The following is a 23,608-nucleotide window of genomic DNA, read 5'->3' as shown; positions in this document are numbered from 1 at the left end:
CGAACGCTCACGACGAACGTTTGCGGGCTCGGTAGGCGGCAGCCTTGACGCGGTTCCCGCACTCCTCCATGCCGCACCAGGTGCGGCGGGCTCCGCGGGAGCGGTCGAGGTAGATCCGGGTGCAGTCGTCGCGGCCGCACTCCTTGAGCTGGGCGTCGGCGTCGGCGAGCACGGCGATGGCGCTGCGCGCGATCTGGGTGAGCGCGGCGGTCAGATCCCCCGATGTGCGCAGGCCGGAGTCGCTGAGCTCGATCGTGGGCACCGGCCCGGCGGCCGCGTCGTTGACGACTTCGAGGCTCTCCGGGTCGAAGGGCCGGCCGAGGACGCGATCGAGCGCGAGCCGGTAGACCGCTTCCCGCAGGCGCAGTGCGGCCTCGAACGTCGTGGCGTCGGCGGAGACGTGATCGGGCAGCCCGTCGCACTCGGCCACCCAGCGCTCCAGGTCTGCGGTGCCGGTCAGGGCGTCGACGGGCCGGCTCCGGCGCGAGCCCACGGTGCCTGCCAGGTCCAGGGCGGGGTTGCCGCTGACGAACGCGAAATCCACGTCACCATCTTGACCGGTGACGCGCTGCGGTGGCAACCTCGTCACCGGTCTAACTGGTGACGTGAGGAGGACGGCATGGCCGAGGTCGGGGATGTCGAGGTCGTCGTGTTCGACGTGCTGGGGACGATGGTCGACGAAACCAGCGGTCTCCGAACGGCGATCCGCGAAGCGGCCCCCGGCGGCGACGTCGACCAGCTGATCGCGCTCTGGCAGCGGTACGTCGAGCGCGAACAGCAGCGCATCGCACGAGGTGACCGCGCGTACGCCGACTCCGAGGTCATCGACGGGGAAGCAGCGCGACGAGTCGCCGAGCGCGCCGGGGTCGCCGATCCGGCGGCGATCGAGCGGCTCGCGGCGGCGGGGCAACGCCTGCCCGCCTGGGGCGACTCCGCCGCCGGTCTCGAACGGCTCGCCCGGCACTTCCCGGTGCTCGGTCTCTCCAACGCCAGTCGCACCGCTCTGCTGCGGCTCAACGCGCACGCCGGATTGCGCTGGCACCAAGCCCTGTCCGCCGAAGCGGCCTCGGCCTACAAGCCGGCGCCGGAGGTCTACCGGCTCGCCATCGACAGCGCCGGTTGCCCGCCGGAGCGCGTCCTCATGGTGGCCGCGCACGCATGGGATCTCCGCGGCGCTCAGGCGATGGGGATGCGCACGGCCCACGTCCACCGGCCGGTGGGTGATCCGCCGACGAGCACCGACGTCTTCGACTGGCAGTTCAACGGGTTGCCCGAACTGGTGGACGAGCTGACGGCCGGGTAGTCCTGCGTGGACAGAACAGGCGCCGAGCCCCTATGTCAGGATCGTGGGAGGGGTGCGTGTGGATGGGGAATTCAAGGTGGCCCTGTCGTCGTGCGGTGGTAACGGGGTGGGTTTTGCGTGGAAAGCGCGGGTGGGGTGGGGGCGCCCTTGGGTTCAAGGCGGTGGGTGGTCGCCTGATGCGTGTGGCGATTTCAATTGAAATCGACACTCTTCTCGGTGGGGGCACCCGTATCGCGGAAAGTCGATTTCAAGTGAAATCGCAGAGGTCACCACTCCGCGACAGGGTGCTGGATCCGCTGTCCGGGGACGTGGGAGTCACCGGAGGTTCTTCGAACGCGTGACAAGGCCGATTTCAATTGAAATCGCTGCACCACCCGACGCGCCGCTTTGAACCCCGGCCTGACCCGTCCCCGACCGGACGTCACCTCGCGAACTCATCCGGTATCACCGCCGATCCACGGGTAGTGCGGCGACCGCCAGGTTCCTCCTGTCCGGTCGGAGACCCGAGTGATCAGCGCAAGGTCTGGATCCCGCCAGTTCTCGCGGCCGCGGCCTGCCAGTGTGGGAGCGTGCGCACGAAGTCACCGCTGATCGACACCGCGGAACTGGGGTGGCTCGGCGAGTTCGCCGAGCCTGCTCCGCACACCACCGCTGAGCTCGCGGCGGTCATCGACCTGCTGCCGTCGCGGTCGATCGCCGTCACCGTCGGTCACAGCCGCGACGACGCCTCCCGGACGGCGACGGCGGCGTTCTCCGCCGCTTGGCGAGCTCGCGGCGGAACCGTTCTGACCACAGTGGACTGGCCGGAGGTGGCTGCGTCCTGGCTGCGCGCGGCGAACCGGATGACAGCCGGTGCCCCGGACGCGTGGGTGGTGGCGGCCGCGCCGCTCGGCTTCGCGCAACTGGCCCGGAGGCTGCGGCACAGCACGGCGTGGGAACCGTCCCGCACGGTCGCCTTCGCGTCCCTGCGGGATTCCAGGTTGCCCGCGCTCGCAGCCGATCTCGGCGGTCTGCGCGGCGCAACGGCCGACGGCGACACCTGGGAGGTGCGCGGTCGCTGGGTCCGCACGATCGCGACCGGGCGGAGCTGAGTCGGTGCGGTCGTCGCACCACAGTGGACGGTGGAAATTCGGGTGCGCCACCGGGCGGGCTGTGGTGGAATCCGTCAGGTGAGTTCACCGCGCCCCGCCGATGGAACCGACCTGCTCGACCGCATGGAGCGGAACCTGGCCGAGCACGCCTGCCACCTGCACCGCGCCCTGCCGGGCGCGACGGTCACGCGGACCGACGACCTGCTGGTGGCCGACAGCGGCCTGGACGACGACACGTTCAACATCGTCGCGACGGCCCGCTTCACCCCGGACACCGCCGCCGTCCGCATCGACGAGACCGCCCGGGTGCTCGCCGCGACCGGCCGCCGCTTCTCCTGGTGGGTAGGCCCGGCCTCGGCACCGGCGGATCTGGGCGCCCGCTTGTCAGCGGCGGGCCTGCCCGAATCGGAGCGCGAAACGGCGATGTGGGCCGAGCTCGACGACGGTCTGCCCGAGCCCGCGGTCGCCGGGCTGGAGATCCGCACGGCGACCACGCCCGAAGAGCTGGCCGACTACGCCCAGGTGCTCGCGGCGAACTGGGACCCGCCGGCCGAAACCGTCCGCGACTTCTTCGCGCGGACCGCCGACCGCGCGCTCGCCGCCGACTGCCCGTCCCGCTACCTGGTCGGCTACGCGGACGGGCAGCCGGTCAGCTCGGCCGAGGTGTTCCTGCACGCGGGAGTCGCGGGCATCTACAACATCTGCACGCTGACCACCCACCGCCGCCGCGGCTACGGCGGAGCCATGACGCTGGCGGTGCTGCACGCCGCTCGCGCCCGCGACCACCGCACCGCGGTCCTGCAGGCATCGGCCGACGGAGAGCCGGTGTACCGCCGCCTCGGCTTCCAGGCCTGCGGCGAGTTCGTCGAGCACTCCGTCAACTGAGCCGCGGCAGATCGGCGACGCGCCACAGGGCGAGGGCCTTGTCCGCGTAGTGGCCGTCGCCCTCCCGGCAGCCCTCGGTGATCACCTCCAGCGGTTCGGGGAAGGCGAACGGGGCGAGCTGGAGGTTCAGCGGGCGCCAGTCGCCGGTCTGGATGTCCACGTTGACCGCCAGTTCCGGGAACGTGGTGGTCAGCAGGTACCGCACGCCGCTGTCGCGGATGTTGCGCAGCGCCGCCCGGATCCGCTCGAAGTCGAGGTGCACCAGGCAGTCCCGGCACAGGACCAGGTCCGCGGCGGGGAGCCGGTCCCGGGTGAGGTCGAGCACCTCGAAGCGCCGGTCGTCGGCGGCGTAGCGCAGGCGGTTGTGCTCGACGAGCTCGGGCACGATGTCGGCGCCGAAGTAGCTCGCCACGCCCAGATCGGTCGTCGACAACCAGCCGAAGTCACCGCACGGCACGTCCGCGACCGACCGCACGCCCCACCTGCGCAGCAGCGCGGGGATCTCGGTGCGGATGTGCGCGGTGGCGGCGCTCTCCGAACCCGCCCCGGACACCGATTCCGCGCTGCCCCAGAGGTTCCGCTCGAAGATGTAGCGGAACACCCCGCTGGTGTCCTGCTGCGCCAGCTGTTCCCGGTGCGCGCGGAACGTGGCGTTCGTGTCGAGTTCCGGCCGTCCCCACGACGTTCCCGCTGAACCCATAGCGTCGTCCTCCTGCTCGCCCGAACGGACCCGGACGACGTTGTCCGCGTCGGAGCCCTCCGGGCCCCGACACCGAAGTGCACCAGCTCCGAGGCCACCACGCCATCACGCATCAGGAGTACCCCGAAGCGCCCGGCTGCTCGGGGGATTGCGCCACCGGAACGCAGGCGGTCGCCGCGAAATCGGGCGGGGTGCGGCCGACGTCAGTCGGGGAGCAGTTCGCTGACGTGGTAGTGGGCCGCGACCAGTTCGGACGCGCATTCTTCCGGTCGTTCGGCCGCCGCGTGGTCGAGCGCTCTGCGGAGTGCGGCCAGTGCCTCGGGCGCTGAGTCGGTGAGCAGGGCTGCCGCGCGGTCGGTGGCCCTGGTGAGGTCGACGAGGAGCGCTTGGACCTCGATGCTGTCCGGTCTGACGATGAGAGCGGGGATCGTGCTGCGGAGTTCGGCGCGCAGGCTGCGCAGGACGTCATCGGCGGTCACGGCATCCCTCCTCGAGCGCATCTACCCGTGCGACGTTCCGGCGGTCGGTCCGTGACGCGCTCAGCCCGCGTTCTCCGGGCGGTAGACGCGCAGCGCCTCGTCCCGGGAGGCGAAGCTGAAGGTGCGTCCCGGCGGGATGACCTCGCCGTCGCAGGCCAGCGCCACCGGCTCGCCGAGCACTTCGACGCGCACCGACTCCCGCTCCAGCTGGACGTAGGTGCGGCTGTTGAACAGCGCGCCGGTCAGCGCCGCGAAGGCGAAGCGGGTGCGGGACAGCGGGAGGTCGGCCCGGACGTAGCGGATGTCGAGGACGCCGTCGTCCAGGCGCGGGCGCCAGGTGGGGGCGAAACCCTTCGGCTGGTAGCCGTTGGCGCCCGCGAACAGCAGCCAGATCTTGCGGTGGGCGCCGTCGATGCGGACCTCGATCGGTTCGGCCTCGGCGAGGATGCGCAGCAGCGCGGCGGCCGCGGCGGGCCACTTGCCCCAGAGCGGCTCCCACTTCTCCCGCAGCCGGACCATGTCGGGATAGCCGCCGAGGCTGGCGGTGTTGACGAACCACTGGACGGGCCGGTCGTCGACGCCGACCGCGCCCAGGTCGACCTGCACGGCGGATCCGGCGGCCAGGGCGCGGTCCGCGTCCTGCGCGCTGGTCACGCCCAGGTCGCGGGCGAAGTGGTTCAGCGTGCCCGCGGGGATCACGGCCAGCGGCAGCCCCCGGACGGCGGCTGCGGAGGCGGCGGCGGCCACGGTGCCGTCGCCGCCCGCCACGGCCAGCGCGCGAACGGAGTCACCGGCCTCGTCGAGTTCGCGGTGCAGCTGTTCGACGATGTCGGCGCCGGGATCCGGGTGCAGGACCTTCGCCGCCGGCCACAGGTCGGTGAGCACGGCGGACGGGTCCCGGTCGCCGGACGAGGTGTTGACCAGCAGCGCGAGGCCGTTGCCGTCGGTCAGCGCGGCGACGTGCTCGCTCGGCCGCGCCAGCCCGGGTGCGGCCGGGCGCACCGGCCACCACCTGCGGGTGGCCAGCCCGATGGTGCAGCCGATCGCGGCCCCGAACGCCACGTCGGTGGGCCAGTGCACGCCGACGTGCACGCGCGAGTAGGCGACCGCTGCCGCGATCGGCACCACGGCCGCACCGAGCAGCGGCGACTCCATGCAGGCCGCGGTGGCGAACGCCGCTGCGGAGGCGGCGTGCCCGGACGGGAACGACGAGGAAACCGGCCGATGCACCAGCCGCCGGTGCATCGGCAGCAGGTCGCTGGCCGGTCGGCGCCTCGGCAGCAACTGCTTGGCCAGCAGGTTCGTCACGGCGCTGGTGGCCGAGATGGCCGCCACTCCGCGCAACGCCGCCCGGCGCGTCGGCCCTTTGCGCACGGCGAGCGCACCGGCCAGCGCGAACCACAACTTGCTGTGGTTCGCCATCCGGCTGAGCTGGCGCAGCCCGGGGTCGACGACGCTCTTGGGCAGCCCGGCGCACCGGTGCACGAGATGCCGATCAGCGGAGGAGACGTGCCTGCGAGCCGTGCCGAGAGCCTTGAGCATGCCCACATGCTATGACCGGCGCCGACGCTCCAACCCGGTCGAGGTTCACCGCCGCTGCGGCGATCGTGAACCCGCCCGCCGCGGTGCGTTGGTGGTCATGCCGGGCGTCGGTCAGCATGGGGCCAGCCCGACTTCGAGGGGGCGAGGTCAGTTGCGGATCAACGTCGATCTCAACCGGTGCCAGGCCTACGCGCAGTGCGCCTTCCTGGCACCGGACGTGTTCCGGTTGCACGGTGACGAGGCACTGCTCTACCAGCCGAACGTCGACGAGGCGCGGCGCGACGACGTGCTGCGGGCCGCGGCCGCCTGCCCGGTCCAGGCGATCCTCGTGGACCGCGTCGAGGTTCCGAGGGACGAGCGGTGATGATGCGGGACGGTCGCATCGTGATCGTCGGCGCGTCGCTCGCGGGGCTGCGCGCCGCCGAGCACCTGCGCGATGCGGGTTTCGCCGGCTCGCTCACGCTGGTCGGGGACGAGCCGCACGAGCCCTACGACCGGCCACCGCTGTCCAAGCAGGTCCTGCTGGGGCAGGTGCTGCCGGAGCACACCGCGCTGCCCCGCACGCGCGAGATCGACGCGGAGTGGCGGCTCGGCATCGCCGCCGCCGGGCTGGACCGCGACCGCAGGCGGGTGCAGCTGGCCGACGGTTCCGAGATCGAGTACGACCGGCTGCTGATCGCCACCGGCGTGCGCTCGCGGCCGTGGCCCAACGAGTCCGAAGCCGCCCTGGACGGGGTGTGCGTGCTGCGCACCCGCGACGACACCGCGCGTCTCGGCCGCCTGCTGGCGCGGCGCCCGAGCCGGGTGCTGATCATCGGCGCCGGGTTCACCGGTTCGGAGATCGCCTCGGCGTGCCGGGAGCGGGGATTCGCCGTCACCGTCGCCGAGCGCGGCGCAGCTCCGCTGGTGGGCGCGCTCGGCGGCGTCGTCGGCGACGTCGCGGCGCAGCTGCAGCGGGAGCACGGCGTCGACCTGCGCTGCGGTGTCATGGTGACCTCGCTGGAGGGCGATGCCGGTGGGCGGCTCAGGCGCGCCCACCTCTCCGACGGTTCCGCGCTGGACGCCGACATCGCCGTGGTGGCGCTCGGTGCGGTGCGCAACACCAGGTGGCTGGAGGGATCGGGCCTGGCGGCAGGACCGCGCGGCGTCGCCTGCGATGCCGGGTGCCGGGCCTTCGACGTCCACGGCATCGTCACCGACGACGTGTTCGCCGCGGGCGACGTGGCCCGGACGCCGCACCCGCTGTTCGGCTACCAGTTCCTCTCGCTGGAGCACTGGGGCAACGCCGTGGCGCAGGCCGAGATCGCCGCGCACAACATGATCAGCGCCGATTCCCGGCGGCGGCCGCACCTGTGGACGCCGTCGTTCTGGTCGGCGCAGTTCGGCGTGAACATCAAGTCCGTCGGTGCGCCGACGATGGGCGAGGAGATCGTGGTGACCCAGGGCTCGCTCGCCGACCACAGCTTCGCCGCCGCCTACGGCTACCAGGGCCGGGTGATCGCCGCGGTCGGCTTCGACCACGGGAAGTGGATGGGCGGCTACCGGCGGCTGATCGAGCAGGCCGCGCCGTTCCCGCCCGAACTGCCCGGCAGGCGCGGCGAGCGCCCGGTCCCGGCCCGGTTCCCGGATCCGGCGCTGCCCAGCCACGGGCCGACCGTCACCCTGACCGGCCACTCGCCCAGCGAGAAGCGGGTCGTGTTCACCCCGGCCCGAGCCTGAGCGACGGGAGACCTCGGATGTCCTCGACCAGCCCGGTGCAGCGGATCGCCGACCAGGCCGCGCGCCCCGATCCCTACCCGGTCTACGCCGAGCTCCGCCGGAGCCCGGTGATCCGCGACGAGAGCGGCGTGCACCTGGTCACCACCTACTGGGAGATCCACGACCTGCTCCAGGACTCGCGGATCAGCTCCGACGCGCGCAACCTGGCGCCCGGCGCCAACCCGCTGCTGGGCGAGGAGGACGAGGCGACGCTGCCGCCCAGCTTCATCCGCCTGGACCCGCCCGAGCACGACCGCCTGCGCCGCCTGGCGATGCGGCCGTTCGGCCCGCCGCACAGCCCGCGCCGCATCCACGACATGCACGGCGAGCTCACCGCGATCGTCACCGACCTGCTCGACGGGCTCGCGGGTCGGGAGCGGTTCGACGTCGTCGACGACTTCGCCTACCCGCTGCCGGTGGCGGTGATCTGCCGGCTCCTGGGCGTGCCTGCGGAGGACGAACCGCGCTTCCGCGTGATGGTCGACGGCGTGGTCGCCGGGCTGAACCCGGCCCAGCCGGTGGAGGAGCGGCGCGCCGCGCAGCACAGCCGCTTCCAGCTCGGGCAGTACCTGGCCGAGCTGATCGAGGAGCACCGCCGCCACCCCGGCGAGGACATGCTCTCCGCGTGGGTCACCGATGAGGGCCCGGAGGGGCGGATGTCGTTGGTGGAGATGGTCACCAACGCGGTCCTGCTGCTGATCGCCGGGCACGAGACCACCGTCAACCTGATCGCCAACGGCATGCTCACGCTGCTGCGCCACCCGGACCAGCTGCGGCGCCTGCGCGAGAACCCGTCGACGGCGCCCCGGCTGGTGGAGGAGCTGCTGCGCTACGAACCGCCGGTGCAGTTCCTCCCGCAGCGGACCACGCTGACCGATCTGGACGTCGCGGGCACCGTGATCCCGAAGGGCGCGCCGGTGTGGCTGCTGCTGGCCTCGGGCAACCGCGACCCGCGGCGCTTCACCGATGCGGACATCTTCGACCCGGCCCGCGAGGACAACCAGCACCTCGGCTTCGGCTTCGGCATCCACGCCTGCTTCGGCGCACCGCTGGCCCGACTGGAAACCCAGGTCGCGCTGACCGAACTCGTCGGCAGGCTGGCCGACCCGCAGCTGCCGGAGGACCCGCCGCCGTACCGGCCTAGCCCGGTGCTCCGCGGCCCCCGCCACCTGGAGATCACCGGGCGGCTCGTCGCGTAGCGGTGTCCACAGAGGACATCGCCGGCGACGCCCGGCCCGGCGCTTCCGGTAGGCTGGGTTCGTGCCGTTGATCGAGGTCGTCCACGCGCCCGATGTGCCGGAAGAAACCCTTCACCGGCTCGGTGATGCGCTGCCGCACCTGGTTTCGCTCGCGGTCGAGTGCCCCGAAGAGCCCTACGACCACGACCTCGAGCCCGGCGATGTGGAACTGCGCTTCCGGCAGCTCGGCCCCTACGACCGCAGCGGCCTGGCCTTCGTGGTCGAGGTCCGCTCGAAGTGGTTCGAGAGCCGCGCCGTCAACCGCCAGGAGCGCGTGGATCACCTGCACGAGGCGATCGAGAAGGCGACCGGCGTGAGCGATTTCGGCGTCTACCTCTCGCTCCCGGTAGCCGCCTGGTCCCAAGGCGACTGAGGGACGCACCGCTCGGGGTGGAACGTGACGGTTTTCCGCGGCTCGGCGCTCGGTGGTGATGGCGAGGCCGGGTGCGGGCGACGCAGGGCCGCGGCGCAGTAGGTTCAGGTGCTGAGGAGCCAGTCGGGGTCTTCGGCGGTTTCGATGATGCCGGTGAACTTCCGCAGGGTCGCGTGGTCGTTCGCCGAGTTCATGAGGCGTTCCAGCAGTTGCGGTGGGGGATTGAGCAGCGTGTTGGCGATCGCCGTGGAGTCGCGGCCGCCGCCCGGTGCGGTCCACCACGCGTCGTGCGTTCGCTGCATCCACTCCGCGTCGAAAGCTCCGGTGTGCTCGGTGATGGCCGCTGCGTGCATGGCGGCGGCGGTCACCGCGGAGTTCGCCCCTGATGCGGTCAGCGGATCGTTGGTCACGACCGCATCGCCCAGGCCGAGCACCGCGCGTCCGGACGGCAGCACGGCGACGGGGTGGCGCACGACGGGAGTGATCGCGCCGGACAGCGCGGCGCGGTCGTCGGTCAGCGTCGTGCCCGCGAGCGCCTCGTGCTCGCGCGGGACGTCGCGCAACAGCTCGCGGATCCGCTTCCACAGCTCGCCGGCCTGCGGGCGGTCGCGCCAGACGTCCCACGGCCCGCCCGGCAGCGCTTCGACGACCACGGCGTGGCAGGGGCCGGTGAACGTCAGCGCGGGCACGACGAGCAGCTCACCCGCGCCGGGCACGATGGACCAGCGGACCGTGTCGATGTCGTCGGCGCCATCCGGAACCCGCAGGTAGACCGCGGCGATCTGGCGCTGCGGCTCGGTGTGCTGCGACAGCTCGTCGTTTCGCCGGAAGAGCCCGCCGCCGCGGCCGGTGGTCACCAGCACCAAGTCGTGTTCGGCGGCGAGGGCATCGAGCGCGCTCCGGTCGACGGTCCGGTGGTGCACGGTCGCGCCGTCGGCGGCGCCGAGCGCCTCCATCCAGGTGGCCAGCTTCATGCGGTGGTCCACCGACTGAGCCGGGGAGTCGAGCAGGGCGTCAGACCAGTCCAGCACGCACTGCTCTTCCAGCCAGATGGATAATCGACCGTTCGCGATCACCGGCGCGGTGTCGTCCCAGAACGCCAGTCCGGCGCCGCGTTCGGGGCGCAATCGGGGGCCGAACACGCACTGCGTGGAGATGATCGGGCCGTTGCGGAGATCGTCCGGTCGCTGCCCGGACAGCAACGTCACCCGATGCCCGTCGCGTTGCAGCAGATGTCCGGTCAGCAGACCGGCGACTCCACCGCCGACGATCGCAACGCTCCTGGTCATGGTGCCTCCTCATCGGGTGACCGCGCTCAGGCGGTGGTCGATGCGTCCCGGTCGCTCTCGGCGAATTCGGCATTGCTCCTCCCGCGTTCCGGGCCGATCACGGACGGATATCGGGATGCCGGGACGACTTCCGGGAGATGGTGGCAAGAAAGCGGCGCAATCGTAAGCCGATTCGCTTCTGCGGAGACCGGTAAAATTACCATGAAACGAATCCGATGAATTCCTCCTGTTCGGGGAGTCGGCCGCGCGAGAAATGGTTGAAATAGTGACTAGCCCGGCTGTGCCGACCGCACCGTTCGGTTGACCGACCGGATCGGTCGGGTAGGGTCGGGGCATGGCACGAGCGTTGCGGCAGCACGTGGACGAGGAGATCCTCGACCGCGCGGCTGCGCTGTTCGCCCAGCACGGCTTCGAGCAGACGTCGTTGAAAGCGCTGGCGGACGCTGTCGGGCTGTCGAAAGCGGGCCTGCTGCACCACTACCCGAGCAAGGAAGCGCTGCACGCGGCTGCGCTGGAGTTCTCCGCGGTGCGGAGCAGGCAGGTGCTCGACCGGGTCGCGGCGCTACCGCTGGGCCCGGCTCGGGACCGGCGCGTGCTGGAGCTGCTGACCGACACCGCGCTGGACCGCCCGGGCCTGGTGGCGCTGCTGTTCCGCCCGGTCACCACACCGGAGGCGCACAGCGCTGAGCACGACGCGCTGCTGTCCGAGCTGTTCGCGATCGACCCGTCCGACGAGGAGCGGCTGATCCGGGTCACGGGCGCGCTGAGCGCGTTGGCGGTGCTGAGCCTGGCCGCCAACTACCGCGGCGAGAAGACCTCGTGGCGGCCGCGCATCGTCGACACCTGCTTCGACGCCCTCGGCCACGCGGGCTCAGCAGGCTGATGCTCGGTCGGGCTGGCGATTTCGCGCGGGATCGCCACCCGCCCCTCGGGGAGACCGCTGACCTCGCGCGAAATCGCCCCCGCAGTCGAGGAGATGACATGGCAGCCGAAACCGAGCCGCTGACCGCGAACAGCCCGGTCGGGGAGTGGCTCGCGCATCCCGAAGGCGCGCCGCTGCTGCGGGAGCTGCTGGCGCAGGCCGGTTTCGACGAGCAGGTCCTGACACCGGTGCGGCAGCTGCCGCTGCAGCAACTGGCCGACCTGAGCCGCGGCTCGCTGCCGCAGGAAGTCGTCGACGACCTGGTCCGGAACGCCAACGGCGGCACGGCGCCCGAGGCGTTCGAGGAGGCCGCCGGGTGGCGGGAGCGGATCACGCCGGGGCGCTTCGACGGGCGGACCGTGATCGTCACCGGCGCCGCTTCCGGGATCGGCCGGGCCACCGCCTCCCGGATCGCGCGGGAGGGCGGCCGGGTGGTGGCGGTGGACATCTCCGCGCAGCGGCTGGCGGAGCTCGCCGCGCAGCTGCCCGGCTCCGACGTGGTCACCGTCGTCGCCGACCTGACCGACGCCGGCCACCTGCAGCGGATCCTCGACGCAGCCGGGCCGCGCATCGACGGGCTGGCCAACGTGGCGGGCATCAGCGACGACTTCTCGCCGATCCACGAGGTGTCCGACGAGGTCTGGCAGCGCGTCTTCGCGATCAACGTCGACGGCCTGTTCCGGCTGACCCGCGCGGTCGTCCCGGTGATGCTGGCGGCCAGCCGCGGCTCGATCGTCAACGTCGCGTCCGAGGCGGCGCTGCGCGGATCCGCGGCGGGCGTCGCCTACACCGCTTCCAAGCACGCCGTCGTCGGGATCACGCGCAGCACCGCGTTCATGTACGGGCCGCAGGGAATCCGGGTCAACGCGGTGGCGCCCGGCGGCGTGGCCACCGGGATCACCAGCGCGGGCAGCACCTCGGAGTTCGGCGGTGGCCGCATCCGCGACTTCCTCGCGCTGATCCCGCCGATCGCCACCGCCGAGCACCTCGCGGCCTCCATCACCTTCCTGCTCAGCGACGACGGCGTGAACGTCTCCGGTGCGGTCCTGCCGTCCGACGGAGCCTGGTCCGTCCAGTGAGGATCGCCCGCCGCGACCCGTTTCCGCTGGTGGTGTGCCGTGAGTGTTTTGCGGTGCTATGGCCCCGCAAAACACTCACGGGACCTGGTGCCACAGCACGTGGTCACGACCAGGCGACGGGGAGTTCCTTGAGGCCGTAGATGGCCTGGTGGGTGGCGAAGGCGACGTCCTCGTCCGGCACGGCCAGGCGCAGGTCCGGGAACTTGCGCAGCAGGGCGGGGAAGGCGATGCGCATCTCCATGCGGGCCAGCGGTGCTCCGAGGCAGTGGTGGATGCCGTGGCCGAAGCCGAGGTGCGGGACGGCCGGGCGGGTGATGTCCAGGCGGTCCGGGTCGTCGGTCAGCTCCGGGTCCCGGTTGGCCGCCGGGAGGTTGAACACCACCAGGTCGCCGCGGCGGATGGTGCTGCCCTCGAACTCGACGTCGCGGGTCGCCATCCGCGGCGAGCCGGCGTTGACCACGCTGAGCCAGCGCAGCAGCTCCTCCACGGCCCTGGCCGCGCTCTCCGGGTCGTCGCGGACCAGCGCCAGCTGCTCCGGGTGGCGCAGCAGCGCCAGCGTGCCCAGGCCGAGCATGTTCGAGGTCGTCTCGTGGCCCGCCACCAGCAGCAGGTTGCCGATGCCGACCAGCTCGGCGTTGCTGAGCCGGTCGTCGTGGTCGCGGATCAGCATGCCGATGAGGTCCTCGCCGGGATCGCGGCGGGCGCGCGCGACGAGTTCGTCCATGTAGGCCAGCGACTGCGCGGCGAGCTCGGCCTTCTCGGCCTCGGGCAGCGTGGTGTCGAGCTGGCGGCTGGTGCGCTCCTGGAACTCTGCCTGGTCGCCGGTGGGCACGCCGAGCAGCTCGCAGATGACCAGCGACGGGATCGGCAGCGCGAACTCGGCGACCAGGTCGGCCGGTGCGCCGCCGCGCGCCATCGCGGCCAGGTGCTCGTCGACGATCTCGACGATGCGCGGTTCGAGGCGGCGCATGCGCCGCACGGTGAACTCCGGGGTGAGCATCCGGCGCAGCCTGGTGTGGTCCGGCGGGTCCAGGGAGAGCAGGTTCCCGCTGCGGTCGCCGGAGAGCTGGCGCGGATCCAGCACCAGCCCGTCGAGGTCGTCGGGCCCCCAGCCGTTGCGGAAGGCGTCCGCGTCGCCGAGCATCCGCCGCACGTCGGCGTGCCGGGTCAGCAGCCACGCCGACGGCCCGAACGGCGTCGGCACCTGGACGATCCCGGGCCGTTCGCGCAGCGCCGCCACGTCGGGCGCCGGGCCGAACCCGGTGCGGAGGCGGCCGTTTCGCTCAGCGGAGGTGGACTGGTTCATGCGGGCTCCTCTTCGGACGACTGCCGGTGGGCGGGCAGGAAAGCGGCGATCACCAGGGCGAACAGGGCGGTGACCGCGCCGATGACCAGCACCAGGCGGAACCCGGCGAGGGACGGGACCGCCACGCCGCCCAGGTCGATCGTCAGGTGCGCGAGCACGACGCCGGCGACCGAGCTGGACAGCGAGGTGCCGATGGAGCGCATCAGCGTGTTGAGGCTGTTGGCCGCCGCCGTCTCGGACACGGGCACCGCGGCCATGACGAGCGCGGGCAGCGCGCCGTAGGCGAGCCCGATACCGGCGCCGATGACGCTGGAGGCGATCACGAGCTGCCAGATGCTCGACATCATCACCAGGCACAGGCCGTAGCCGGCGGCGACGACGAACGCGCCGGTCATCAGCGTGACCTTCGGGCCCCTGCGCCGCGAGATCCGGGCCGACACCGGCGCCATCGCCATCATGATCAGCCCGTTCGGCGCCATCACCAGCCCGGCGGCCAGTATCGACTGCCCGAGCCCGTACCCGGTGGCCTCTGGAAGCTGCAGCAGCTGCGGGATGACCAGCGACGTCGCGAACATCGCGAACCCGAACACCACGGAGGCGGTGTTGGTGAGCAGCACTTGGCGGCGCGCGGTGGTGCGCAGGTCGACCAGCGGTTGCGGCGCGCGCAGCTCCCACCAGCCCCACACCGCCAGCACCACCAGCCCGGTGCCGAGCAGCCCGAGGGTCCAGCCGCTGCTCCAGCCCCAGTCGGCGCCCTTGGAGATCACCAGCAGCAGGCACAGCAGCGCGATCGACAGCCCCACCGCACCGGGCAGGTCGAACCTCCCACCGGTGCGCACGCGCGATTCGGGCACCAGCGCGGTCACGAGCACGGCTCCGACGGCGCCGAGAGCCGCGGCCACCCAGAACAGCGCGTGCCAGTCGAGGTTCTCGGCGATGAGCGCGGCCGCGGGCAGCCCGAGCGCCCCGCCGACGCCGAGGGATCCGCTCATCAGCGCGGTCGCGCCACCGAGCTGCTCCGGCGGCAGCTCGTCGCGCATGATGCTGATGCCCAGCGGGATCACGCCGGCGGACAGGCCCTGCAGCACCCGTCCGGCCACCACCGGGCCGAGCCCGTTCGACAGCGCGCAGACGAGCGAGCCGAGCACCAGCATCCCGAGGCTGAACAGCAGCATCCGCCGCTTGCCGTACATGTCGCCGAGGCGGCCGACGGTGGGCGTGGCGACGGCCGCGGCCAGCAGCGTCGCGGTGATCGCCCAAGCCGCGTCCGCCGCGCTCGCGTGCAGCAGCTCGGGGAGCTGGGGGACCAGCGGGATGATCAGCGTCTGGGTGAGCGCGACGACGATTCCGCTCAGCGCCAGCGCCGGGACGACGGTGCTCGACCGCGCCTGCGGGGGCGGGGCCGCGACGGGCGTGGAGGCACGGGTCATGGGTGGGAGGGCTCCCATCGTCTGCGCGACCGGGTCCGGCGGTTTCCACGAGGGCCGATCGGCGCGCTCGCCGCCCACCCCTTTTTAAGTCAGCTGCTTGATTGACGATAGCAGCGGCCACCGCGCCCGCCCGGGGTGCCCGCCGGAGGCGGGCGAACTGCAGGTCACACTGGAGGCGCCGCGCTGCGCGCCGGGGACGACGGTGCCGCGCCGGTGGAGGGGCTCGTCGTCGACGGGCCGCGAGGTTCGGATGCGGTGGTGAACATGATGGTGCGAACGACGGGATCGGCGCGGTCCGCGGCGACGCGGGAGCTGATCCTCGCGGCCGCGGAGCGGCTCTTCGCCGAGCACGGCGTGGCCGCGGTGTCCAACCGCCAGGTCAGCGAGGCGGCCGGGCAGGGCAACAACACCGCGGTCGGCTACCACTTCGGTTCCAAGTCCGACCTGATCCGCGCGATCGTGCGCAAGCACAGCAGGCCGATCGAGCAGCTGCGCGGCGAGATGGTCGCCGCGGTGGGCGATTCCTCGGACGTGCGCGACTGGGTGTCCTGCCTGGTCCGCCCGTCCACCCGCTACCTCGCCGAGCTCGGCTCACCGACCTGGTTCGGCCGCTTCGGCGCGCAGGTGATGACCGACCCCGCCTACCGCGAGATCATGGTGGCGGAGTCGCTCGGCTCGGCAGCGGTGCTGCGGGCGACCGACGGGCTCAACAGCTGCCTGCCCGATCTGCCGCTGGAGGTGCGGCTGGAGCGCCGGGACATGGTGCGCCAGCTGATGGTGCACATGATCGCCGAGCGGGAGCGCGCGCTGGCCGACGGCGAGCCGACGCCGCGGGCGTCGTGGGAGGACGCGGCGAACGGCCTGATCGACGGCATCGTCGGCCTGTGGACGGCACCCGTTTCCAGCCGCTGACGCGCCGGAGCTGGCATTGTGGGTTCATCCGGTTCCGGTGCGCGCCGGTGCCGCCGAGTTGAGCGAGGTGTCGTGAACGACCTGCGAGAGGTCCTGGTGGTCGGCGCGTGCGCCGCTGGTCTGTCCACAGTGGAGGCGCTGCGGCGGAGGGGCTACGACGGCGCGGTGACCGTGCTCGGAGCCGAGCAGCACCTGCCCTACGACCGGCCGCCGCTGTCGAAGAAGGTGCTCTCCGGCGAGTGGCGGCCCGACCGGACCAACCTGCGCCAGGAATCGGCGCTGACGGCGCTGAACGCGGAGTTCGTCCTCGCCGACGCCGCCGTCGGCCTGGATCCGGCGACGCGCACGGTGCGGACCGCCTCCGGCCGCGCGCTGACCGCGGACGCCGTCGTCATCGCCACCGGCGCGGACCCCCGGGTCCTGCCGGGGCAGGACGGCCTGGACGGCGTCCATGTCCTGCGCACTCTGGAGGATTCCCTGGCGCTGCGGGAAAGCCTGCTCGCGGCGTCCCGGCTGGTCGTCGTCGGCGAAGGCGTGCTGGGCGCCGAGATCGCCGCCACGGCCCGCACCATGGGGCTGGCCGTGACGATGGTCGGCCCGCAGCCGATGCCGATGCACGCCCAGCTCGGTCCGCTGGTCGCGAAGCGCCTCGCCGCGCTGCACGCGGAGCGCGGCGTCGAACTCCGGCTGGGAGCCGGTGTGGACGGCTTCACCTCCGAAGGCGGCCGGGTCACCGGCGTGCACCTCAGCGGTGGCGAGGTGCTGCCCGCCGACGTGGTGGTGGTCGCGATCGGTGCGGTGCCGCAGACGGCCTGGCTGGCCGGGAGCGGGCTGGAGCTCGACAACGGCGTGGTCTGCGACTCGCACTGCCGCGCGGCACCGGGAGTGTTCGCGGTGGGCGACGTCGCGCGCTGGTGGCACGACCGGCTGAACGCGCTGGTACGCCTGGAGAACCGCACGAACGCGACGGAGCAAGCCGCCGCGGTGGCGGCGAACGTCCTCGGCGAGAACCTGCCGTACGCGCCGGTCCCGTACTTCTGGAGCGACCAGTACGACGCCAAGATCCACGTCCACGGCCTCGTCCCACCGGGCGCGGAACCGACCGTCGTGGACGGATCGCTCGAAGAGGGCCGCTTCGTGGCGAAGTACGACCGCGACGGCCGCACGACCGGCGTGGTGGGCTGGAACATGGCCAAACAAGCCCGGATCCGCCGCCAGGAGCTCATCTGACCCGAACGCGGACCCGGGGCGCGGTCACCGGGTGGCGAGGTGTCAGGAGATGTCCGCCCCATGGGCTTCTCCGCCGGAACAAACGGGGAAGCCGTTCTCGTCGTCCTCGATGACCTCGCCACCCAGGAGGACGCATTCCTCTCGTGAGACCACATCGACCGCGTGGGCGGCCATCGCGGCGGGGCCCAGCAGCACCAAACCGGCGAGCAGACCCGGCATGATCACTCGGCGCATGGAGAATCCCTTCATCCGCCCCGGACCGGGGCGCTTCGCTGGCAGGGACATACCAGCACCGAGGTGGCGCTCGTGCTCACCGCATCGCCGGATCGGCTGTCATCCGCCAACCGCGCCGGTCACGGGTGGCGGCCCGTGTAGGCGGCGAGGCGGGTGTAGACGTCGGCGTCGTCGGGAACCGGTACGACCGGGCCGAACGTGCCCTTGTCGCTGCGCTGTTCCGGTGGTGCGAACGCGGGCAGCACTTCGAGCGCGCGGGCGGCCAGGTCGGGGTCGAGGTCGGCGATCAGGCCGGTGGCGCGGGCGAGGTCCCAGGAGTGGATCGTGAACTCGTGGGTGTAGGCGTCGAGGGCGGTCCGGCCGGGCAGCGCGGCCCACCGCAGGTCGACCGTGCGGTCGAGCACCTCGTCGTCGGCCCACACCCGCTCGACCTCGTCGCGGGCCCGGGCGAACGCGTCGGACCAGCCGTCGTCGTCGATGCCGACGATCACACCCGGGACCTCGCTGAAGTCGGCTCCGGCGCCGGCGAGGGCGAGTCTGCGCAGCACGGAGACCACGTGCCCGAGCAGCGCGCGGACGTCGTACTCGGTGCAGGGCGTGCGGTTGCTCAGCTCGTCGGGACGCACTGCTGCGACCTGCTGCCCGATCTGGTCCAGCGACCGGGTGAAGAACGGACGTGGGTCCGGTTGCGTCGTCATGCCCGGGAAGCTACGCGCGCACCCCGACAACGCCACTAGCCCGGCGTGCGGCCCCAGGCCTTGTTCACCGCTTCGACGATGTGCTGGTAGCCCGTGCAGCGGCACAGGTTCCCGGCCAGGAGTTCCCGGATCGCGGCGTCGTCCGGGTGGTCTTCGGGGTTCGCCGCCGCGAGGGTCGTGATGAAGCCCGGCGTGCAGAAACCGCACTGGAGGCCGTGGCAGTCCTTGAAGGCCTGCTGCATCGGGCTGAGACCGTCCTCCGGGGTGAGGCCTTCGACCGTGGTGACCTCGGTGCCGTCCGCCTGCACCGCCAGCGTGATGCAGGAGCGCGCCGGGTCGCCGTCGATCAGCACCGTGCAGGCGCCGCAGACGCCGTGCTCGCAGCCCGCGTGGGTGCCGGTGCGGCCGAGGTCGTCGCGCAGGAAGTCGACCAGCAGGCGGCGCACCGGCACCGTTCGCCGGACCTCGCGGCCGTTCACGGTGAGCGTGATCTCCCGGTTCGCGGAAGGGTTCTCAGGCATTCGACACCTGCTTCAGGGCTCGCTGCACGGCCGCGCGCAGCGCAGCGCGCCGGGTCGCGGGATCGGCGTGGAAGTCGTCGGTCGGAGTGGCGGAGCCGGTCGCTTCGGCGGCGGAGTCGATCGTCCCGTCGTCCAGCGCGACCCCGTTCAGCACCGCTTCCGCATCGGTGAGGCGCTGGACCGTGCCGCCGATGCCCAGGCCGACCAGCCGCGCGTCGGCGACCCGGCCGTCCTCGAAGCGCACCACCGCGGCCGCGCCCGCGAGGGCGAAATCGCCCGAACGCCCGCTTATCTCGGCGAATCCGCTGCGCGCGCCGTCGATCGGCAAGCGCACCTCGGTGAGGATCTCCTCCTCCGACAGCGAAGTCTGGTACGGCGCCACGAACAGCTCGGCCGCCGGGATGGTGCGGCGACCGCTGCTGCCGGTCACCACCACCTCGGCGTCCAGCGCCAGGGCCGCCGCGCACAGCTCCGCCGCCGGGTCGGCGTGGGCCAGGGAACCGCCGATCGTGCCGCGGGAGCGGATCTGGTGGTGCCCGACGTGGCGCAGCGCCCGGCCGAGCAGGGGACAGGTCTCGCGGACCAGCTGAGCGGTCTCGGCGGTGCGCTGGCGCACGCCAGCGCCGATGACCAGGACGTCGTCCTCGCGGCGCAGCGCGGACAGCTCCGGCAGGCGGCCGATGTCGACCAGGACGCTGGGCCGGGCGAGCCGGAAGTTCATCATCGGCAGCAGGCTCTGCCCGCCCGCCAGGGCCTTCGCGTCCTCGTCGGCGGCGAGCAGCCGCACCGCTTCGGCGAGGCTGTCCGGGCGGACGTAGTCGAACGGCGGCGGCTTCACGACCGGGCCTCCTCGATCAGCCTGCGCACCACCGGCGGCGTCAGCGGCGTGGCGTCGACGCCGGTCACGCCCAGCGGTTCCAGCGCGTGCTCCACGGCGCGCGCGATCGCGGCGGGCGGGCCGATGATGCCCGCCTCACCGGCTCCCTTGATGCCGAACGGGATCTCCGGCGCCGGGCTGCAGAGCTCTTCGGTGGTGATGTCGGGGATCTCGCACGACGTGGGCAGCACGTAGTCGGTGAAGGTGGTGGCCAGCGGTTGCCCGTCCTCGTAGGGCAGCTGCTCGTGGAGCACGCCGCCGATGCCCTGCGCGACACCGCCGTGGATCTGCCCGGCCACGGTCATCGGGTTGATCACGCGCCCGCAGTCGTGCACCGCCGCGTACCGCCGGACCCGCACCACGCCGGTGCCGGGATCGACCTCGACGACCGCGGCGTGCGTGGAGTTGGTGTAGTTGGCCGAGGCGTTCATCTTCCCGTCCGGGCGCGGCGCGTGCTCGATGCCCGGCGGCTCGTAGCTGGCCCGCGCGTCGAGTCCCGGCGCGGTTCCCGGCGGCAGCTCGAACGTGCGGGTCAGCGCCACCCGCGCGATCTGCGCCCACGGCACCGCGCTGCCCGGGCTGCCGCGCACCTGGAACCCGCCATCGGCCAGCTCCAGGTCCTCCGGCGCGGCCTCCAGCAGGTGCGCGGCGATCCGGATTCCCTTGCGCCGCAACACCTCGGCGGCTTCCGCGACGGCCCCGCCGGCCACGAGCACGCTGCGGCTGGCGAAGCTGCCCAGGCCGAACGGGGCGGTGTCGGTGTCGCCCATCACCACCCGCACCTGGTCGATCGGGATGGCCAGCGCCTCGGCGGCCAGCGTCGCCACCGCGGTGTGCGCGCCCTGGCCCATCGCCGAGATGCCCACCGCGACGGTGACCCCGCCGTCGGCGTCGAAGCGCACGTCCGCCGAGTCCTGGCCGCTGCGGCTGGCGGTGACGGGGAAGGCGCTGGCGGCCACCCCTTCGATGTAGGTGGCGTATCCGACGCCCAGGTGCGCGCCGGGTCCGGCGCGCTCGCGCTCCTCGGCGAGCATCTGCTCACCCAGCTCGACCGCGCGCTCGAAAGCCTCGCGGTGGCTGCCGGAATCCAGCCGCGCGCCCGCGGCGGTCTCGTAGGGCAGGTCGTCCGGATCGATGATCATCCGGCGGCGCAGGTCGAGCGGATCGATGCCCAGCTCGCGGCCGATCTTGTCCACCAGCCGCTCGATCGCGAAGGTGCCCTCGGGCATGCCGTAGCCGCGGTAGCCGTTCGTCGGGGTCTTGTTGGTGACCACGCCTTCGACGGCCACGCACAGGTGCGGGATCCGGTACGGCCCGCACAGCGAGCTGACGGCCACCACGGCCGGGCCGTAACCGCCCGGGAACGTCTCCCCGGAGCCCAGATCGGCGCGGACCCGCCCGCGCAGCGCCGCGATGGTGCCGTCGTCGCGGACCGCCGCCGACAGCTCGATGCTCATGTCCCGCGCGTGGCTGGAGGCGAGCAGGTGCTCGTGGCGGTCCTCGACCCAGCGGACCGGGCGGCGCAACCGCATCGCCAGCCACGGCACCAAGTACTCCTCGGGGTAGATCACGTTCTTCTGGCCGAAGCCGCCGCCGACGTCCGGCGTGATCACCCGGACGTCGCGCTCGGCCAGCCCGAGCACGTCGGCCAGCATCGTGCGCACCAGGTGGGCGGCCTGGGTGGAGGTCCACACCGTCAGCCGGTCGTCGCGGTACTCGGCCACGACACCGCGCGGTTCCAGCGGGGCGGCCGCGTAGCGGTGCGTCGTGTAGGTGCCGCTGATCGTGCGGAAGCGGTCGAACGCGGCGTCGACGGCCGGGTTCTCCGGGGTGATCGACAGCAGCCGGTTGTCGCCCCACTCCGGGTAGAGCAGCGGCGCGTCGTCGGCCAGCGCCGCTTCGGCGGTGTCGACGACGGGCAGCGGCCGGAGGTCGACCTCGACGAGCTCGGCGGCGTCCTCGGCCAGGTAGCGGTCATCGGCGACCACCACCGCCAGCGGGCACCCGACGTAGCGGACCCGGTCGCGCGCCAGCGGGAAGTGCTGGACCGGACGCACCCACGGGACGAGGTCCGGCACCGGGCCGACGGGCAGGTCCGGGCCGCCGTACGCGGCGTGCGCGCCCGCCTCCAGCGCCGCGGAGACGTCGACGCGGTCGATCTCGGCGTGCGGCAGCTCGCTGCGGACGAACGCGGCCTCGACCATGCCCGGCAGCACCACGTCGGCGACGTAGCGGGCGCGGCCGGTCAGCAGGCGGTCGTCCTCGATCCGCGGTATCCGGGCGCCGAGCAGCGTGGGGCGAGTGCTCTGCATCGGTCGCACCATCCGGCCTCCCGGTCACCGCATCCCGCCTGCTGCCGTGCAGCAGAGGCGATCCTCCGGAAGCCTGCGGCAACCCCGCGCCACGCGCAATCCACCGGAAGGGCACTACCGCTCGCCCGGGACGGCAACTGGCCACCGTCGGGCGATCGAAGCGCTCGCCGCGATCTGTGCCGACCCCACGCTCAACCGCGCCCAACGGGAACGCGACGCAACCCAGCCGCGGAAACCGCGCAGCGCGAGATCAGTGCAGAACGCGACCACCACTGTGAATCGCGGAGAGGCGGAACCGTCAGAGCCAGTTGCGGCGCTTGAAGATCGTGTAGAGGGTCACGCAGACCGCGGCCATCAGGATCACCGCGAACGGGTAGCCGAGGTCCCAGTGCAGTTCCGGCATCAGGTCGAAGTTCATGCCGTAGACCGTGCCGATCAGGGTCGGGGCGAACAGGATCGCCGCCCACGCCGAGATCTTCTTGACCTCCTCGTTCTGGGCGAGGCTGGCCTCGGTCATCTTCTGCATCTCGGCGTTCTGCGCCTGGGTGACCATGGTGGCGTTGACGGTGAGGATCTTGTCCAGGAGCTGCCGGAAGCCGTCCACGCGCTCGCCCACCGTGGTGGCGTGGTCGGCCACGTCGCGCAGGTAGCGCTGCAGCTCCTCGTCGATGCCGTACTTGTCGAAACCCGCCTCCAGGTTGCGGAGGATGGTCAGCAGCGGCTGCGTCGCCCGCTGGAACTCGATGACCTCGCGGGTCAGCTCGTAGATGCGCCGCGACACGTGCGGTTCGGCTTCGAAGACCTCGGTCTCGATCTCGTCGATGTCGTTCTGCAGCCCGGCGATCACCGGGGCGTAGCCGTCCACCACGTTGTCCAGCACCGCGTAGAGCACCGCTTCGGGCCCGCGGCGCAGCAGGTCGGGATCCTCCTCCATGCGCCGCCGGACCGCCGACATGTCGGGGGACTGGCCGTGCCGGACGGTGAGCACGAAGTTCGGGCCGATGAACAGGTGCAGCTCGCCGAAGCTGACCTCTTCGGCCTCGTCGACGTAGGTCGCGGCGCGCAGCACCACGAACAGCGTGTCGCCGTAGCGCTCGATCTTCGGCCGCTGATGGGCGACGATCGCGTCCTCGACGGCGAGCTTGTGCAGGTCGAACTCGTCGGCGGCGGCCAGCAGCTCCTCCTCGGCCGGCCGGTACAGCCCGATCCAGGCCATCGTGCCGGGCTCGCGGCGCAGGTGGCGGTAGGTCTCGGCGAGGCTCGCCGGAGTGGCGACGCGCACGCCGTCGCGGTAGATCGCGGTGTCGATCAGCGGCCGGTCGGCCAGCGGGCGCTCGTCCTCGGAACGCGGATCCATCGAGTGCTCGGGCGCTGGGGGCGCGGCCTGCCGGGGCTTGCGCAGCGACCGGGGACGCCATTCGGGCACGAG

The 23,608-nt window shown here is 72.5% G+C and carries 24 protein-coding genes; 11 read left to right on the top strand and 13 right to left on the bottom strand.

Annotated features, from left to right (window positions below):
* Positions 1-7 precede the first annotated feature (7 nt).
* On the bottom strand, positions 8-544 hold the full coding sequence (locus tag C4T78_RS00745; RefSeq protein WP_093346260.1) for a CGNR zinc finger domain-containing protein: 537 nt from the start codon (positions 542-544) through the stop codon (positions 8-10).
* A 75-nt stretch (positions 545-619) separates the two neighbouring features.
* Here C4T78_RS00745 and C4T78_RS00740 point away from each other — a divergent pair, with 75 nt between their 5' ends.
* The 3 genes from C4T78_RS00740 to C4T78_RS00730 all read left to right on the top strand — a co-directional run bounded on the left by C4T78_RS00740 (position 620) and on the right by C4T78_RS00730 (position 3,279).
* The gene (locus C4T78_RS00740) at positions 620-1,303 is read left to right on the top strand and encodes a haloacid dehalogenase type II (RefSeq protein WP_093346263.1); all 684 of its coding nucleotides are present in this window, start codon (positions 620-622) and stop codon (positions 1,301-1,303) included.
* 569 nt (positions 1,304-1,872) lie between these two features.
* Positions 1,873-2,394, top strand: a complete 522-nt coding sequence (locus C4T78_RS00735; protein WP_235863001.1) for a type 1 periplasmic-binding domain-containing protein — start codon at positions 1,873-1,875, stop codon at positions 2,392-2,394.
* Between the two features lie 78 nt (positions 2,395-2,472).
* Positions 2,473-3,279: a GNAT family N-acetyltransferase gene (locus C4T78_RS00730; protein ID WP_235863002.1), complete on the top strand. Its 807-nt coding sequence runs from the start codon at positions 2,473-2,475 to the stop codon at positions 3,277-3,279.
* Here C4T78_RS00730 and C4T78_RS00725 read toward each other — a convergent pair.
* The 3 genes from C4T78_RS00725 to C4T78_RS00715 form a co-directional block, all read right to left on the bottom strand.
* A complete protein-coding gene (locus C4T78_RS00725; RefSeq protein ID WP_093346265.1) occupies positions 3,272-3,979 on the bottom strand; it encodes a class I SAM-dependent methyltransferase in 708 nt (235 codons plus the stop codon). The two genes, C4T78_RS00730 and C4T78_RS00725, sit on opposite strands and share 8 nt — an antisense overlap.
* Positions 3,980-4,182: 203 nt before the next feature.
* Positions 4,183-4,458: a hypothetical protein gene (locus tag C4T78_RS00720; RefSeq protein ID WP_093346268.1), complete on the bottom strand. Its 276-nt coding sequence runs from the start codon at positions 4,456-4,458 to the stop codon at positions 4,183-4,185.
* A 60-nt stretch (positions 4,459-4,518) separates the two neighbouring features.
* On the bottom strand, positions 4,519-6,000 hold the full coding sequence (locus tag C4T78_RS00715) for a bifunctional phosphatase PAP2/diacylglycerol kinase family protein (RefSeq protein ID WP_093348369.1): 1,482 nt from the start codon (positions 5,998-6,000) through the stop codon (positions 4,519-4,521).
* Positions 6,001-6,151: 151 nt separating this feature from the next.
* On the opposite strand from C4T78_RS00715, the gene C4T78_RS00710 reads away from it, so the two are divergent.
* From C4T78_RS00710 to C4T78_RS00695, 4 genes are all read left to right on the top strand, one after another.
* On the top strand, positions 6,152-6,364 hold the full coding sequence (locus C4T78_RS00710; protein WP_093346271.1) for a ferredoxin: 213 nt from the start codon (positions 6,152-6,154) through the stop codon (positions 6,362-6,364).
* Entirely contained in the window at positions 6,364-7,719 is a 1,356-nt protein-coding gene (locus C4T78_RS00705) for an NAD(P)/FAD-dependent oxidoreductase (protein ID WP_093346273.1), read from the top strand. Before C4T78_RS00710 ends, C4T78_RS00705 begins: the two co-directional genes overlap by 1 nt.
* Positions 7,720-7,736: 17 nt before the next feature.
* Positions 7,737-8,957 (top strand): cytochrome P450, encoded by a 1,221-nt coding sequence (locus C4T78_RS00700; protein WP_093346275.1) that lies wholly within the window; start codon positions 7,737-7,739, stop codon positions 8,955-8,957.
* A 61-nt stretch (positions 8,958-9,018) separates the two neighbouring features.
* The gene (locus C4T78_RS00695) at positions 9,019-9,369 is read left to right on the top strand and encodes a hypothetical protein (protein WP_093346278.1); all 351 of its coding nucleotides are present in this window, start codon (positions 9,019-9,021) and stop codon (positions 9,367-9,369) included.
* Between the two features lie 104 nt (positions 9,370-9,473).
* On the opposite strand, the gene C4T78_RS00690 is transcribed toward C4T78_RS00695, so the two are convergent.
* Positions 9,474-10,658: a styrene monooxygenase/indole monooxygenase family protein gene (locus C4T78_RS00690; RefSeq protein WP_093346280.1), complete on the bottom strand. Its 1,185-nt coding sequence runs from the start codon at positions 10,656-10,658 to the stop codon at positions 9,474-9,476.
* A gap of 334 nt (positions 10,659-10,992) precedes the next feature.
* On the opposite strand from C4T78_RS00690, the gene C4T78_RS00685 reads away from it, so the two are divergent.
* Together C4T78_RS00685 and C4T78_RS00680 are read left to right on the top strand one after the other, a co-directional pair.
* Positions 10,993-11,541 (top strand): TetR/AcrR family transcriptional regulator, encoded by a 549-nt coding sequence (locus C4T78_RS00685; RefSeq protein ID WP_093346283.1) that lies wholly within the window; start codon positions 10,993-10,995, stop codon positions 11,539-11,541.
* A 98-nt stretch (positions 11,542-11,639) separates the two neighbouring features.
* On the top strand, positions 11,640-12,659 hold the full coding sequence (locus C4T78_RS00680; protein ID WP_093346286.1) for an SDR family NAD(P)-dependent oxidoreductase: 1,020 nt from the start codon (positions 11,640-11,642) through the stop codon (positions 12,657-12,659).
* Positions 12,660-12,762: 103 nt separating this feature from the next.
* On the opposite strand, the gene C4T78_RS00675 is transcribed toward C4T78_RS00680, so the two are convergent.
* Both C4T78_RS00675 and C4T78_RS00670 read right to left on the bottom strand, forming a co-directional pair.
* Positions 12,763-13,965, bottom strand: coding sequence for a cytochrome P450 (locus C4T78_RS00675; protein ID WP_093346288.1), 1,203 nt, complete (start codon positions 13,963-13,965; stop codon positions 12,763-12,765).
* Positions 13,962-15,395 (bottom strand): MFS transporter, encoded by a 1,434-nt coding sequence (locus tag C4T78_RS00670; RefSeq protein ID WP_093346291.1) that lies wholly within the window; start codon positions 15,393-15,395, stop codon positions 13,962-13,964. Before C4T78_RS00670 ends, C4T78_RS00675 begins: the two co-directional genes overlap by 4 nt.
* Before the next feature lie 264 nt (positions 15,396-15,659).
* Between C4T78_RS00670 and C4T78_RS00665 the strand changes: the two genes are divergently transcribed.
* Both C4T78_RS00665 and C4T78_RS00660 read left to right on the top strand, forming a co-directional pair.
* The gene (locus tag C4T78_RS00665; RefSeq protein WP_093348372.1) at positions 15,660-16,307 is read left to right on the top strand and encodes a TetR/AcrR family transcriptional regulator; all 648 of its coding nucleotides are present in this window, start codon (positions 15,660-15,662) and stop codon (positions 16,305-16,307) included.
* Between the two features lie 72 nt (positions 16,308-16,379).
* The gene (locus C4T78_RS00660; RefSeq protein WP_235863003.1) at positions 16,380-17,537 is read left to right on the top strand and encodes an NAD(P)/FAD-dependent oxidoreductase; all 1,158 of its coding nucleotides are present in this window, start codon (positions 16,380-16,382) and stop codon (positions 17,535-17,537) included.
* A gap of 42 nt (positions 17,538-17,579) precedes the next feature.
* On the opposite strand, the gene C4T78_RS00655 is transcribed toward C4T78_RS00660, so the two are convergent.
* From C4T78_RS00655 to C4T78_RS00630, 6 genes are all read right to left on the bottom strand, one after another.
* Entirely contained in the window at positions 17,580-17,771 is a 192-nt protein-coding gene (locus tag C4T78_RS00655; protein ID WP_093346293.1) for a hypothetical protein, read from the bottom strand.
* 119 nt (positions 17,772-17,890) lie between these two features.
* Positions 17,891-18,469 (bottom strand): TIGR03086 family metal-binding protein, encoded by a 579-nt coding sequence (locus C4T78_RS00650; protein WP_093346296.1) that lies wholly within the window; start codon positions 18,467-18,469, stop codon positions 17,891-17,893.
* A 35-nt stretch (positions 18,470-18,504) separates the two neighbouring features.
* Complete coding sequence (locus C4T78_RS00645; RefSeq protein WP_093346298.1) at positions 18,505-18,990, bottom strand: (2Fe-2S)-binding protein; 486 nt, start codon at positions 18,988-18,990, stop codon at positions 18,505-18,507.
* The gene (locus C4T78_RS00640; RefSeq protein ID WP_093346301.1) at positions 18,983-19,828 is read right to left on the bottom strand and encodes an FAD binding domain-containing protein; all 846 of its coding nucleotides are present in this window, start codon (positions 19,826-19,828) and stop codon (positions 18,983-18,985) included. Before C4T78_RS00640 ends, C4T78_RS00645 begins: the two co-directional genes overlap by 8 nt.
* Entirely contained in the window at positions 19,825-22,179 is a 2,355-nt protein-coding gene (locus C4T78_RS00635) for a xanthine dehydrogenase family protein molybdopterin-binding subunit (RefSeq protein ID WP_177247384.1), read from the bottom strand. Before C4T78_RS00635 ends, C4T78_RS00640 begins: the two co-directional genes overlap by 4 nt.
* A 298-nt stretch (positions 22,180-22,477) precedes the next feature.
* A complete protein-coding gene (locus C4T78_RS00630; RefSeq protein ID WP_218161436.1) occupies positions 22,478-23,605 on the bottom strand; it encodes a magnesium and cobalt transport protein CorA in 1,128 nt (375 codons plus the stop codon).
* Between the last annotated feature and the right edge of the window lie 3 nt (positions 23,606-23,608).

This window comes from Saccharopolyspora kobensis (genome assembly GCF_900108315.1).
Classification (GTDB): domain Bacteria; phylum Actinomycetota; class Actinomycetes; order Mycobacteriales; family Pseudonocardiaceae; genus Saccharopolyspora; species Saccharopolyspora kobensis.
The sequence above is the reverse complement of the archived record's forward strand: the minus strand, read 5'-3'. Positions and strand labels throughout refer to the sequence as shown.